Raw genomic sequence first — 15,051 nt, forward strand, 5'->3', positions numbered from 1 at the left:
GCCGCCACCACGGCGCACCCACGCAGCCACACCACCTGCCCGCCGACCACCCCGCTCCCGAAGCGCGACCCCGAGAGGTTCTGATGTCGGAACAAGAAAAGCTGCTCGGTTACCTCCGGCGGGTGACGGCTGATCTGCACCAGACGCGGCAGCGCCTTCAGGACGTGGAGTCCGCGGCCCGCGAGCCGATCGCGATCGTCGGGATGAGCTGCCGCTTCCCCGGCGGGGTGCGTTCCCCCGAGGAGTTCTGGCGGCTGCTGAGCGGGGCCGAGGACGCCATCACGGCGTTCCCCGAGGACCGCGGCTGGGACCTCGGCTCGCTCTACGACGCGGACCCCGACCGGCCGGGCACCTCCTACGCGCGCGAGGGCGGATTCCTGCACGACGTCGGCGACTTCGATCCCTCCTTCTTCGGGATCTCGCCACGTGAGGCGCTGGCGATGGACCCCCAGCAGCGGCTGCTGCTGGAGACCTCGTGGGAGGCCATCGAGCGGGCGGGCATCGATCCGGACTCGCTCCGGGGCAGCCGGTCCGGAGTCTTCGTCGGGGCCGTGGCCCCCGACTACGGGCCGCGGGTGCACGAGGCCACCGACGGTGTCGAGGGCCATCTGGTGACCGGCAGCGCCATCAGCGTGGTGTCCGGGCGCGTGGCCTACAGCCTGGGCCTGGAGGGCCCGGCCGTCACGGTGGACACCGCGTGCTCCTCGTCGCTGGTCGCCCTGCACCTGGCCGTACAGGCCCTGCGGCAGGGGGAGTGCTCCCTCGCCCTGGCCGGTGGTGTCACCGTCATGGCCACGCCCGGCACCTTCATCGGCTTCAGCCGGCAGCGCGGACTCGCACCGGACGGCCGGTGCAAGCCCTTCGCGGCGGCGGCCGACGGTTTCGGGCCTGCCGAAGGCGCGGGCATGCTCTTCCTGGAGCGGCTCTCCGACGCACACCGCAACGGGCACCCCGTGCTGGCCGTCGTCCGTGGCACGGCGACCAACCAGGACGGTGCGAGCAGCGCGCTGTCCGCGCCCAACGGGCCGTCCCAGCAGCGGGTGATCCGCCAGGCGCTGGCCAACGCCGGGCTGACGGCCGGGCAGGTCGACGCCGTGGAGGCACACGGGACGGGTACGACACTGGGCGACCCGATCGAGGCCCAGGCACTGCTGGCCACCTACGGCCGTGAGCGCACCGCGGACCAACCGCTGCTGCTGGGGTCGGTCAAGTCGAACATCGGGCATACGCAGGCGGCGGCCGGTGTGGCCGGTGTGATGAAGATGGTGCTGGCGATGCGGCACGGAGTGCTGCCCCGCACCTTGCATATCGACGAGCCGTCGCCGCATGTGGACTGGACGGCGGGCACCGTCGAACTCCTCACCGAGGCCGCCCCATGGCCCGAAGGTGAGGAACCGCGCCGGGCCGGTGTGTCCTCATTCGGCATCAGCGGCACCAACGCCCACGCCATCATCGAGCAGGCGCCGCCACCGGCCGCCACCGATGCCACCTCTGGCACGGACGTGGCGGAGCCGGCGGAGGCGCCCCGGACGGTGCTGCCGCTCGTCGCCTGGCCGCTGTCGGGCAAGTCAGAGGCGGCGCTGAGCGCCCAGGCCGGGCGGCTGCTGGACCACGCGGAGCAGCACCCGGAGGCCACGGCAGGGGACATCGGACTCTCCCTTGCCACCGCACGGACCGCCTTCGACCACCGCGCGGTCGTGCTGGCATCCGACCGTGCGGACGCGGTACGTACCCTGGCCGATCACCTCGCGGGCCGGGCGACCTCCGGGCTGGTCGAAGGCGTCGCCAGGCGCAGCGCCGGAGTCGCGTTCGTCTTTCCCGGCCAGGGTTCGCAGTGGGTGGGGATGGCGGCCGGGCTGCTGGATTCTTCCCCGGTGTTCGCCCGGCGGATCGACGCGTGTGCGGCGGCCCTGGCCCCGCATGTGGACTGGTCACTCGTGGACGTGTTGCGCGGCGGGGAGAGCGCCGCGGCCGCGTTGGAGCGGGTGGATGTGGTGCAGCCCGCCCTGTTCGCGGTGATGGTCTCGCTGGCGGAGCTGTGGCGCTCGTACGGAGTGGAGCCCGCGGCCGTCATCGGCCACTCACAGGGCGAGATCGCCGCCGCGTGTGTCGCCGGGGCGCTCTCCCCGGAGGACGCCGCACGCGTCGTGGCGTTGCGGAGCAAGGCGCTGCGGGCGCTGTCCGGGCGCGGCGGCATGGCCTCGGTGTCGCTGCCCGTGGAACGCGTACGGGAGCGGATCGCCGCATGGGGTGAGCGGCTGTCGGTGGCGGCGGTGAACGGCCCCTCGGCGGCCGTGGTCTCCGGCGACGCCGACGCGCTGGACGAGCTGCTGACCGCCTGTGAGGCGGAGGAGATCCGGGCGCGCCGCATCCCCGTCGACTACGCCTCGCACTCCGCCCACGTCGAGAGCCTCGAGGACGAGATCCGGCGCACCCTCGCCGGGATCGCCCCGCGACCCTCCTCGGTGCCGTTCTACTCGACGGTGACCGGCGGTGTGCTGGACACCACGGAGCTGGACGCCGGCTACTGGTACCGCAACCTCCGCAGGACCGTGCGTTTCGACGACACCGTACGGGTGCTTCTCGACGAGGGCTTCCAGACGTTCGTGGAGGCCAGCGCGCATCCGGTGCTGACCATGGGCATCGAGCAGACGGCCGACGACCACGGCACTCCGGTGGCGGCCATCGGTTCGCTGCGCCGCGACGAAGGCGGGCTGGAACGCTTCCTGACCTCCCTGGCCGAGGCGCACGTCGGCGGCATCGCCGTCGACTGGCGGACGGTTTTCGCCGGGACCGGTGCGCACCCCGTCGACCTGCCCACCTACGCCTTCCAGCACAAGCGCTATTGGCTCACCTCGGCCACCACGGCGCGTCCCATCGACGGCACCTCGGCCGAAGACGCCGCGGACGCGCACTTCTGGCAGGCCGTGGAGCGCGAGGACGCCGAGGCGCTGGCGGCCACGCTCCAGGTCGAATCCACCGAGCAGCACACCTCGTTGGGCACCGTCCTGCCCGCCCTCGCACAGTGGCGCCGTCAGCGGCGCTCCGAATCGACCGTGGACGAGTGGCGCTACCGTGTGATCTGGCGCCCCACGAGCGGCACCCCGGCCCCCTCGCTCACGGGGCCATGGCTGCTGCTGGCACCCGGCTCCCGTACCGGTGACCCGCTGGTCACGGCCTCCCGCGAGGCACTCGTGGCACACGGCGCCGATGTCGTCCTCGTCGAACTGGGCGAAGACGACGCGGACCGCGCCACGGTGGCCGAGCGGCTGCGCGCCGCCACCGCCGACCACCCGCTGAACACGTTGTCCGGGGTGCTGTCGCTGCTGCCGCTGGACGAGCACCCGCACCCCGCACATCCGGTGGCCACCACCGGCCTGACCCTGACCCTCGCGCTGATCCAGGCCCTCGCCGACCTCGGTGTCCGGGCACCGCTGTGGTGCGCCACCCAGGGCGCGGTGTCCATCGGCAGCTCCGACCCGCTCACCAGCCCCGCCCAGGCCGCGGTGTGGGGCCTGGGTCGGGTGGCCGGAGTGGAGTACCCGGACAGCTGGGGCGGGCTGATCGACCTGCCGCGGACCATGGACACCCGGGCCGGGACCCGGCTCGCCGGAGTACTCGCGGGCGGTGGCCCCGAGGACCAGGTCGCGATCCTCGGCTCGGGCGTGATGCTGCGCCGGCTCGAACCCGCGCCCCTCGGGAACACCCCCGCGCGGCGCGCCTGGAAGCCCCGTGGCACGGTCCTCATCACCGGTGGCACCGGTGCCCTCGGCACTCATCTGGCCCGGTGGCTGGCGCACAACGGCGCCGAACACCTGGTGCTGACCAGCCGTCGCGGGCTGGCGGCCCCCGGCGCCGAAGACCTGGTCGCCGAACTGGCCGAACAGGGCACCCCGGTCACCGTCGCCGCCTGCGATGTGGCCGACCGCGCCGCGCTCCAGCGCGTCCTCGCGGCCATACCGGACGACCAGCCGCTGACCGCCGTCATCCATGCCGCGGCCCATATCGACCTGGCCGGGCTGGGCGCCACGACTTCGGCGGAGTTCGCCCAGGTCATGGACGCGAAAGTGGCGGGCGCGGCCCATCTGGACGAGTTGCTGGGCGACACCCCACTGGACGCCTTCGTGCTGTTCTCCTCGGTCTCCGGGCTGTGGGGTGTGGGCGACCACGGCGCGTATGCCGCCGCCAACGCCTACCTGGACGCGCTCGCCGAGCGACGGCGGGCGAACGGCCTGTCGGCCACCTCGGTGGCCTGGGGAGTGTGGGACGCCACCGGCGACAACATGCCCGAGGCCCTGGACCTGGACCAGTTGCGGCGGCGTGGACTGCGGTTCATGGACCCGGCGCTCGGCGTTGCCGCACTGCGGCAGACACTTGACCACGACCAGACCCACCTGGCGATCGCCGATATCGACTGGGACAGCTTCATCCCGGTCTTCACCTCCGCCCGCCCCAGCCCGCTGCTGGACGAACTGCCCGCGATGCGACGCATCCAGGAGGGCGCCGACGGCGCCGGGGCGATCGCGAACGCCTCGGCCGACGCCTCCTCGGGCCTGCGGCAGCGGCTGGCCGGACTGACCCCCACCGAGCGTGAGCACACCGTCCTGGAACTGGTGCGCGCGCAGGTGGGGGCCGTCCTGGGCCACGCCACCTCGGACGCGGTGGACTCCGAACGAGCCTTCAAGGACCTCGGATTCGACTCGCTGACCGCCGTCGAGCTGCGCAACCGGCTGAACGCCGCCACCGGGCTGCGCCTGCCCGCCACGCTGGCCTTCGACTACCCCAGCACCGCCGTACTGAGCGAGCACATCCTCACCGAGCTGACGGGGGCGGCGACCGACGGCGAGGCCGACGTCCCCGCCCTCACGAACACGGCGGCCGGGGTGGCGGCGACCCGGGCCGTGCCCGCGGACTCCGACGACGACCCCATCGCCATCGTGGCGATGAGCTGCCGCTACCCGGGCGGAGTGGCCTCCCCCGAGGAGCTGTGGCAGCTGATCGTGTCCGGTGGTGACGCGATCGGCGGGCTGCCCACCGACCGGGGCTGGGACATCGAGGGCATCTACGACCCGGACCCGGACGCGCCCGGCAGGACGTATGTGCGCGAGGGCGGATTCCTCTACGGCGCGGGCGAGTTCGACCCGGCGTTCTTCGGTATTTCGCCTCGTGAGGCGCTGGCGATGGACCCCCAGCAGCGGCTGCTGCTGGAGACCTCATGGGAAGCCTTCGAGCGCGCCGGTGTGCCCGCGCTCGCGCTGCGCGGCAGCCGCACCGGCGTCTTCATCGGCTCCAACTACCAGGAGTACGGACCGCGAGTGCACGAGGCGCCCGAGGGCTCCGAAGGCCACCTGATGACGGGCAGTGCGGCCAGCGTGGTGTCCGGACGCGTCGCATACGCCTTCGGCTTCGAGGGCCCCGCGGTGACGGTGGACACCGCGTGCTCGTCGTCGCTGGTGGCGCTGCACCTGGCGGCCCAGGCGCTGCGGAACGGGGAGTGCTCGCTGGCGCTCGCCGGTGGCGTCGCCGTCATGCCGAACCCCGGCGCCCTCATCGGCTTCAGCCGCCAGCGGGGCCTGGCGCTCGACGGCCGCTGCAAGGCGTTCGCGGGGGCCGCGGACGGAATGGGGCTCGCGGAGGGCGTCGGTGTGCTGCTGCTGGAGCGGCTGTCCGACGCACGGCGCAACGGGCACCGGGCGCTGGCGGTGGTACGGGGCAGCGCGGTCAACCAGGACGGTGCGTCGAACGGTCTGACGGCGCCGAACGGCCCCTCCCAGCAGCGGGTGATCCGGGCGGCGCTGGAGAGCGCCCGGCTGTCGGCCGCCGAGGTGGACGCGGTGGAGGCGCACGGTACGGGGACGAAGCTGGGCGATCCCATCGAGGCGCAGGCGCTGCTCGCGACCTACGGCCAGGAGCGGGTGGCCGAGGACCGGCCGTTGTGGCTGGGCTCGATCAAGTCGAACATCGGTCATACGCAGGCGGCCGCGGGTGTGGCGGGTGTGATGAAGATGGTGCTGGCGATGCGGCATGGGGTTTTGCCGAGGACGCTGCATGTTGATGAGCCCTCGTCGCATGTGGACTGGTCGGCGGGCGCGGTGGGGCTGCTGACGGATGCGGCGGAGTGGCCGGAGGCGGATCGCCCGCGGCGTGCGGGTGTGTCGTCGTTCGGTATCAGCGGCACCAACGCACACGTGATCCTGGAACACGTTCCGGAGGAGCAGCCGGTCGCCGAGCCTGTGACCGAGGGCCCCGAGGAGCCGGGGCTGGTGCCGTGGGTGGTGTCGGCGAAGTCCGAGGGTGCGCTGCGGGCGCAGGCGGAGCGGTTGCTGCCCTACGCCCGGGGTGAGGCCGGGACGGAGGCGTCGGTGGCCGATGTGGCGCTGTCGCTGGCCACGACCCGGTCGGCCCTTGAAGAGCGGGCGGTGGTGCTGGCGGGTGATGGTGAGGGGTTCGCCGCTGGGTTGGGGGCGCTGGTGGAGGGCGTTCCGGCGGCTGGTGTGGTGCGGGGTTCGGTGGTGCCGGGGAAGTTGGCGGTGTTGTTCTCGGGGCAGGGCAGTCAGCGGGTCGGGATGGGCCGGGAGCTGTATGAGGCGTTCCCGGTGTTCGCCGACGCGTTTGACGAGGTGTGTGCGCTGTTCGACGTGGAGTTGGCGCATCCGCTGCGGGATGTGGTGTTCGGGGATGCGGACACGGATGCGTTGGATGAGACCGGGTTTACGCAGTGTGGGTTGTTCGCGGTGGAGGTGGCGCTGTTCCGGCTGGTCGAGTCGTGGGGTGTGCGGCCGGATTTTGTGGCCGGGCATTCGATTGGTGAGTTGGTGGCGGTGTATGTGGCGGGTGTGTTGTCGCTTGCGGATGCGTGTGTGCTGGTGGCGGCTCGTGGGCGGTTGATGCAGGCGTTGCCGTCGGGTGGGGTGATGGTGTCGGTGCAGGCCGCCGAGGCGGATGTCCTGCCGTTGCTGGTCGGTCGTGAGGCCGAGGTGAGTGTGGCGGCGGTCAACGGTCCGCGCTCGACCGTGATCTCCGGTGTGGAAGACGCGGTGATGGAGGTCGCTGGGCTGCTGGAGGCCGCGGGCGTCAAGACGAAGCGGTTGCGTGTTTCGCATGCTTTCCATTCGCCGTTGATGGAGCCGATGCTGGCGGAGTTCCGGCAGGTGGCGGAGGGACTGTCGTACGCGCCTCCGCGTATCCCGGTCGTGTCGAATGTGACGGGCCAGGTCGCGGACGTCGAGGCGCTGTGCTCGGCCGAGTACTGGGTGCGGCACGTCCGAGAGACCGTGCGCTTCGCCGATGGGGTGCAGACCCTGGCCGGACAAGGAGCGGTCACCTACCTGGAGTTGGGCCCGGACGGAGTCCTTTCCGGGATGGGGCAGGAGTGCGTCCCGGACGCCGTATTCACCCCTGTTCTCCGCACCGGTCGAGAAGAGACCGCCTCGGTCATGGAGGGGCTGGCACAGATCCATGTGCGGGGCCGCTCCGTGGACTGGGCCGCGCTGCTCGCACCGGCGGGCCCCCGGCCCGTCGAGCTGCCCACGTACCCCTTCCAGCGGGAGCACTTCTGGCTGGAGTCGTCCGTCTCGACGACTGAGACGGGGGGCACGGATGCCGTGGACGCCGAGTTCTGGGACGCGGTGGAGCGTGAGGATCTGCCCGCGCTCACGGACACGCTGGCGGTGACGGGTGAAAGCGGCGCCGGCGAATCGCTCGCGGCGGTGCTGCCGGTGCTCTCGACCTGGCGTCGCCGTGGACGTGAGCGCGCCACGGTGGACGGGTGGCGCTACCGCGTGTCGTGGTCGCCGGTGTCCGATGGAGCGGGGACGCTGACGGGGACGTGGCTGGTGGCGGTCCCCGCGGGGATGGCCGCCGACCCATGGGTGTCGGCATGTGTGGATGCCCTCACCGGGCGTGGTGTGTGGCCGGTGAGGGTCGAGCTGGGGCCCGATGACACCGACCGTGAGGCGGTGGCGGCGCGGCTGCGCGAAGCGCTGGCCGGGTCCGAAGCGACCGCTGTCGCAGGGGTGTTGTCCCTGCTGGCGCTGGCCGAGGGCCGACATGACCAGTACCGGTCGGTGCCCCTGGGCGTGGCATTGACGCTGTCGCTGGTGCAGGCGGTGGGCGATGTGGGTGTGGCCGCTCCGGTGTGGTCCGTGACGCGCGGCGCGGTCGCTGTGTCTGGTTCCGAGAACGTGCGCGAGGTGGAGCAGGCGGCGGTGTGGGGGCTGGGCCGGGTGGCCGGTTTGGAGGTGCCGGAGCGGTGGGGCGGTCTGCTGGATCTGCCCGAGGTGTGGGATGCGCGGGTGGCGGATCGTCTGGTGGGCGTGGTGAGTGGTCGTGTGGGTGAGGTCGAGGTGGCGGTGCGGGCGTCGGGGGTGTTTGCGCGTCGTATTGTCCGGGCGTCGGTCGGCGGTGGTGGTGGTGTTGGGGGTTGGGTGCCGTCGGGGACGGTGTTGGTGACGGGTGGTACGGGTGCGTTGGGTGGGCATGTGGCGCGGTGGTTGGCGGGTTCGGGTGCGGAGCATCTGCTGCTTGTTTCGCGTCGTGGTCCTGGGGCTGAGGGTGTGGATGAGTTGTGTGCCGAGTTGCGTGGGGTGGGTGTTCGGGTGACGGTGGTGGCGTGTGATGTGGGTGATCGTGAGGCGTTGGCCGGGGTGTTGGCCCGGGTGCCGGTGGAGTTTCCGCTGACGGCGGTGGTGCATGCGGCGGGTGTGCTGGATGACGGGGTGCTGGATGGGTTGTCGGTGGGGCGGTTCGAGGGTGTGTTGCGGGCGAAGTCGGAGGCGGCGTGGCATCTGCATGAGTTGACGTGTGAGTTGGGTCTTTCGGCGTTTGTGTTGTTTTCGTCGTTTTCGGGGGTGGTGGGTGCTGCTGGGCAGGCGAATTATTCGGCGGCGAATGCGGTGTTGGATGCGTTGGCGGAGTGGCGGCGTGGTGCGGGGTTGCCGGCCACTTCGGTGGCGTGGGGGCCCTGGGCCGACAACGGCATGGCCGTCAGCAGCGCCGAAGTCAGCCGCACCATCCGGCGCAATGGCATGACCGCGATGGATCCACGGCTCGCTCTGGCGGCGCTGGAGCGCGCCATCACCCACTCGGACGCCGCACTCGCCGTTGTCGACGCCGACTGGGAGCGTTTCGCCGATACCTTCGAGGCGCGGCGGCTCTCCCGGCTGCTCAGCGGAGTCCCGGAAGTCCGGAAGCTGGCCGCGGCCACCCGGCCCGGCGACACCGAAACGGCCTACACCGAGGGGGCTTCGGCACTCGTCCGCCGTCTGGAGACACTGCCCGAAGCCGAACGGCAGCGAAGCCTGCTGGAGCTCGTGCGTGCCCATGTGGCCGCCGTACTCGGGCACAGTGGTGTGGACGCCATCGGGCCCGGCCGCGCCTTCATGGAGATCGGCTTCGACTCCCTGACCGCGGTGGGCCTGCGCAACCAGCTCAGCGAGGCCACGGGCGTCCAACTCCCGGCCACCCTGGTCTTCGACTACCCCACACCGACCGCGCTCGCCGGGTATCTGCTCACCGAACTGCTCGGCAGCCACCAGCAGACGGACGGCGCGACCGCCGACGTGGCCACGACCGAGTCCACCGCGACGGATGATCCGATCGCGATCGTCTCGATGAGCTGCCGCTTCCCCGGCGACGTACGCTCCGCCGAAGATCTGTGGCGGCTGCTGGCGGCCGGAGAGGACGCCGTCTCGGCCTTCCCCACGGACCGTGGCTGGGACCTCGACGGGCTGTACGACACGGACCCGGACGCGCTCGGCAAGAGCTACGTACGCGAGGGCGCGTTCCTCTCCGAGGTGAGCGGCTTCGACGCGTCCTTCTTCGGCATCTCGCCACGCGAGGCGCTGGCGATGGACCCCCAACAGCGGCTGCTGCTGGAAACGTCGTGGGAGCTGTGGGAACGGGCCGGAATCGACCCCGAAACGGTGCGCGGCAGCCGTACCGGTGTGTTCATGGGCACCAACGGCCAGGAGTACGTGTCCCTGCTCGACCGTGCCCCCGAGACCACCGAGGGCTATGTGGCCACCGGAAACGCGGCCAGCGTCGTCTCCGGCCGCATCTCCTACACCTTCGGCTTCGAGGGCCCGGCGGTCACGGTGGACACTGCCTGCTCGTCGTCGCTGGTGGCGCTGCACCTGGCGGCACAGTCGCTGCGGCAGGGTGAGTGCTCCCTCGCGCTCGCCGGTGGCGTCTCGGTGATGGTGTCCCCACGTGGCTTCGTCGAGTTCAGCCGCCAGCGGGGCCTGGCGCCCGACGGCCGGTGCAAGCCGTTCGCGGCCGCCGCCGACGGCACGGCCTGGGGTGAAGGCGTGGGCATGCTGCTGCTGGAACGGCTGTCGGACGCGCGCCGCAACGGCCATGAGGTGCTGGCGGTGGTACGTGGCTCCGCCGTCAACCAGGACGGTGCCAGCAACGGCCTCACCGCGCCCAATGGGCCGTCCCAGCAGCGGGTGATCCGCCAGGCGCTGGCCAACGCCGGGCTCACGGCCGGGCAGGTGGATGTCGTGGAGGCACACGGTACGGGTACGACACTGGGCGATCCGATCGAGGCGCAGGCACTGCTGGCCACGTACGGGCGTGAACACACCGACGACCAGCCCCTGTGGCTGGGGTCCATCAAGTCCAACATCGGGCACACCCAGGCGGCCGCCGGCGTAGCGGGTCTGATCAAGATGGTGCTGGCCATGCGGCACGGTCTGCTGCCCGGGATGCCGAACGTGGACGAGCCCAGCCCGTACGTGGACTGGTCGCCCGGCACCGTCCAACTGCTGGCCGAGGCCACGCCGTGGCCCGAGACCGGTCGGTTGCGGCGGGCGGGTGTGTCCTCCTTCGGCGTCAGTGGCACCAACGCGCACATCATCCTCGAACAGGCTCCGCCGCGGGATCCGGAGCCCGAGCGGCCCGTGGTGGACGGGCCGGTCGGCGGGGTGGGGCAGATACCCGGCACCCCATGGCTGGTGTCGGGCAAGTCCGAGGCCGCCCTGCGCACCCAGGCGGACCGGCTGCTGGCCCATGTGCGTGAGCGGGCGGAGCTCTCGGCCGAGGACGTCGGGCTGTCGCTGGCGACGACGCGCAGTGCGTTCGAGCACCGTGCGGTGGTGCTGGCCGGGGACCGGGATGGACTGGTCGACGGTGTGGCGGCGCTCGCGGAGGGCCGGGACGCCTCGGGGCTGATCCGGGGCATGGCCGGTGCTGATGGTCGTGCGGTGTTGGTCTTCCCTGGTCAGGGGTCGCAGTGGGTGGGGATGGCGGCGGGGTTGCTGGAGTCTTCGCCGGTGTTCGCGGAGCGGGTGGGTGAGTGTGCGGCGGCGTTGGCGCCGTTTGTGGACTGGTCGCTGGGGGATGTGTTGCGGGGTGGTGAGGGTGCTGCGGTGGCGTTGGAGCGGGTGGATGTGGTGCAGCCTGCTCTGTTCGCGGTGATGGTGTCGTTGGCGGGGCTGTGGCGTTCGTACGGTGTCGAGCCTGCCGCTGTTATCGGCCATTCGCAGGGTGAGATCGCGGCGGCGTGTGTGGCGGGTGCGTTGTCGTTGGAGGATGCGGCGCGTGTGGTGGCTCTGCGGAGCAGGGCGTTGCGGGCGTTGTCGGGGCGTGGCGGCATGGTATCGGTGTCGCTGCCGGTGGAGGAGGTGCGGGAGCGGCTGGTCCCATGGGGTGAGCGGCTGTCGGTGGCGGCGGTGAACGGGCCGTCGGTGGTCGTGGTCTCCGGTGACGCGGACGCGTTGGACGAGCTGCTGGCCGTATGCGAGGGCGAGGGGATCCGGGCACGCCGTATCCCTGTGGATTACGCCTCCCACAGCGCCCATGTCGAAGCCATCGAGGACGAGTTGCTGCGAGAGCTCGCGGGGATCAGCCCTCGGTCGTCGTCGGTGCCGTTCTATTCGACGGTGACCGGTGGGGCGCTGGATACGACCGCGTTGGACGCCGGGTACTGGTACCGCAATCTGCGTCAGACCGTGCGTTTCGACGAGACCGTCCGCGCCTTGCTGGCTGACGGCTTCGATACGTTCATCGAGGCCAGCGCACACCCCGTCCTGACGATGGGCGTGGAGCAGACCGCCGAGGACCACGGCACCCGGGTCACGGCTGTCGGGTCCCTGCGCCGCGACGAAGGCGGTCTCGACCGCTTCGCCACCTCCTTGGCCGAGGCGTACGTGGGCGGCGCGTCCGTCGACTGGCCTGGGGTGTTCGCGGACACGACGGCGAGGCGGGTCGATCTGCCGACGTACGCCTTCCAGCACCAGCGCTATTGGGTCGAGCCTTCGGCGGTGGCGGGCGATGTGTCCTCGGCCGGGCTGGTCTCCGCCGACCACCCCCTGCTCGGCGCGGCGGTCGAGCTGCCCGAGTCCGGCGGACATCTGTTCACCGGTCGACTCTCCCTCCGGTCGCACCCCTGGCTGGCCGATCACACCATCCACGGCACCGCGCTGCTCCCCGGGTCCGCCCTGGTCGAGTTGGCGCTGCGAGCCGGTGACGCGGCCGGCTGCGGCCACCTGGGGGAGCTGACGCAGGAAACGCCCCTCGCCCTTCCCGAGCGCGGCGCCGTTCAGCTGCAAGTCACGGTCGGCGGCCCGGACGACTCCGGACGACGCACCGTGAACCTCTACTCGCGCTTCGAGGACGGGCCCGCCGACCTGCCGTGGACGCACCATGCCACCGGTGTGCTGATCACGGAGGGGCCCACCACGCCGACGGAAACCGGGCTCGGTCAGTGGCCACCGGCGGACGCCGAGCCGATCGATATCGCCGAACGGTATCCGAGCGCGGCCGCGCTCGGCGGAGTGGAGTACGGACCCGCCTTCCAGGCCCTGCGCCATGCGTGGCGTCGCGGTGAGGAGATCTTTGCCGAGGTGGCGTTGGCGGAGGACATGCGCTCGGAGGCCGGCCGCTTCGGTCTGCATCCGGTGCTGCTCGACGCGGCCCTGCACGCCGTGGCCGATCTGACGGCCGACGACGGTGGCGGCCGCGTCCGGCTCCCGTACCGCTGGACCGGGATGTCCCTGTACGCCACCGGCGCGACGACCCTGCGCGTACGGCTCGCCACGGAGCCGGAACGGCCCGACGGCGTGTCGATCCTGCTGGCGGACGAATCGGGCCACGCGGTGGCCGACGTGGCCGCGATGGTGACCCGTACCTTCACGGCGGAGCAGCTCACCGGGGGCCGGATACCCCATGAGTCACTGTTCCGGGTGGAGTGGTTGAGCGTCCCGGCAGGCTCATCCGGGGCCGAGCCGGACCGGGCCCACTGGACGGTCGTCGGCCCTGACGGCGCAGAGCTGCGCACCGCACTCGAATCCGGCGGGGGCCGGATCGACGAGTACGACGACATGGGCCCACTGCTCCGGTCCGACGCATCGGCCACGGCCGTCCCCGACCTCGTACTCCTGCCGTTCCTCACCGCCTCGGCCACCGACACCGTCGAGGCGGACGGCGACCTCGTGTCCGTGGCACACCAGGCGACGCATCGCGCACTGGACGCGCTCCAGGCATGGCTGGCCGACGAGCGGTGCGCCGACGCGCGACTGGTGGTGGTGACGCGCGGTGCGGTGGCGGCCGTGCCGGACGAGGATGTGCCGGATGCGGCGGCCGCCACGGTCTGGGGTTTGGTGCGCTCGGCGCAGGCCGAACATCCCGACCGATTCGTGCTGGTGGATCTGGAGAGCCTGGAGTGGGCCGCCGAGGCGATCGGTGCCGCGGTGGCCACCGGAGAGCCTCAGATCGCGGTGCGTGGGGGAGGTCTGTCCGCCCCCAGGCTGACCCGGGCCCTGGTTCCCGTGGCGTCTCAGCGCGAGCCGGTGTGGGAGCCCGACGGTTCGGTACTGATCACGGGCGCCAGCGGTGTGCTGGGTGGGCTGGTGGCGCGTCATGTGGTCGCCCGCCATGGGGTGCGCAGCGTGGTGCTGGTGTCGCGACGCGGCCGCGACGCGGCGGGTGCGGCGGAGCTGGAGGCCGATCTCACCGAAATCGGCGCACACGTGGTGTTCGAAGCGTGTGATGTCGCGGACCGTGAGGCGTTGGCCGGTGTGCTTGCGCGTATTCCGGTGGATCGTCCGTTGCGTGGTGTGGTGCATGCGGCCGGTGTGCTGGATGACGGTCTGGTCGAGTCGTTGACGCCGGAGCGCATGGACGCGGTGTTGCGGCCGAAGGTGGATGCGGCGGTGCATCTGGATGAGTTGACGCGGGATGTGGATCTGTCGGCGTTTGTGGTGTTCTCGTCGGCGGCTGCGACGTTCGGTGCGGCGGGGCAGGGGAATTATGCGGCGGCGAACATGTTCCTGGATGCTCTGGCGGCGCGTCGTCGGGCGCGTGGGCTTGCGGGGGTTTCCTTGGCCTGGGGCTTCTGGGCCGAGCGCAGCGATATGACCGGCCACTTGGACGAGGTCGACATGGCCCGGATGGCCCGGTTCGGGATGACCCCGCTGTCCGCCGACGAGGGGCTGGCCCTCTTCGACGCGGCACACACGGCCGGTGACGCCCTGCTGGTGCCGACGCGCATGGACGTCGCGGTGCTCCGCGAACACGCCCGTCCCGGCACCACACCCGCACTGCTGCGCCACCTCATCGGTGCCCCGGCCCGCCGAGTGATCGACGCCACTGTCGAGGGCCAGGACGGCGCCACCGCCCTCGTACGGCGTCTCACGGGACTGCCCCCGTCCGAGCGGGAGAACGTCCTGCTGGAGCTGGTGACCGAGCACGCGGGAGCGGTGCTCGGCCATACGGAATCGGACGCGATCGCTCCCGACCGTGCGTTCAGCGAGATCGGCTTCGACTCGCTCACCGCGGTCGAACTGCGCAACCGCCTCAACGCCGGCACTGGGCTTCGGCTTCCGGCCACGCTGGTCTTCGACTATCCGACACCGATCGCCGTCGCTCGCCACATCCTCGGCGAGGTGATGGGCTCCGAACAGGCCGGGACCTCGGCCGTCGACCGGGCCCGGGTCACGCCGTCGGTGCGCAAGGGCACGACCGACGACGAGCCGATCGCCATCGTCGGAATGGGCTGCCGCTTCCCGGGCGGTGTGCGTACGCCCGAAGAGCTGTGGCAACTGCTCATCA

Annotated in this window: 1 protein-coding gene; it reads left to right on the forward strand. The window is 71.7% G+C overall.

Annotation, left to right across the window (positions count from 1 at the left end; all coding sequences use genetic code 11):
* Positions 1-80: 80 nt before the first annotated feature.
* Positions 81-15,051, forward strand: a 14,971-nt coding sequence (locus NQU54_RS30030) for a type I polyketide synthase (RefSeq protein WP_441005757.1), incomplete at its 3' end; no start/stop codon positions are given.

It is taken from the genome of Streptomyces malaysiensis subsp. samsunensis (assembly GCF_024519315.1).
Taxonomy (GTDB): Bacteria; Actinomycetota; Actinomycetes; order Streptomycetales; family Streptomycetaceae; genus Streptomyces; species Streptomyces malaysiensis.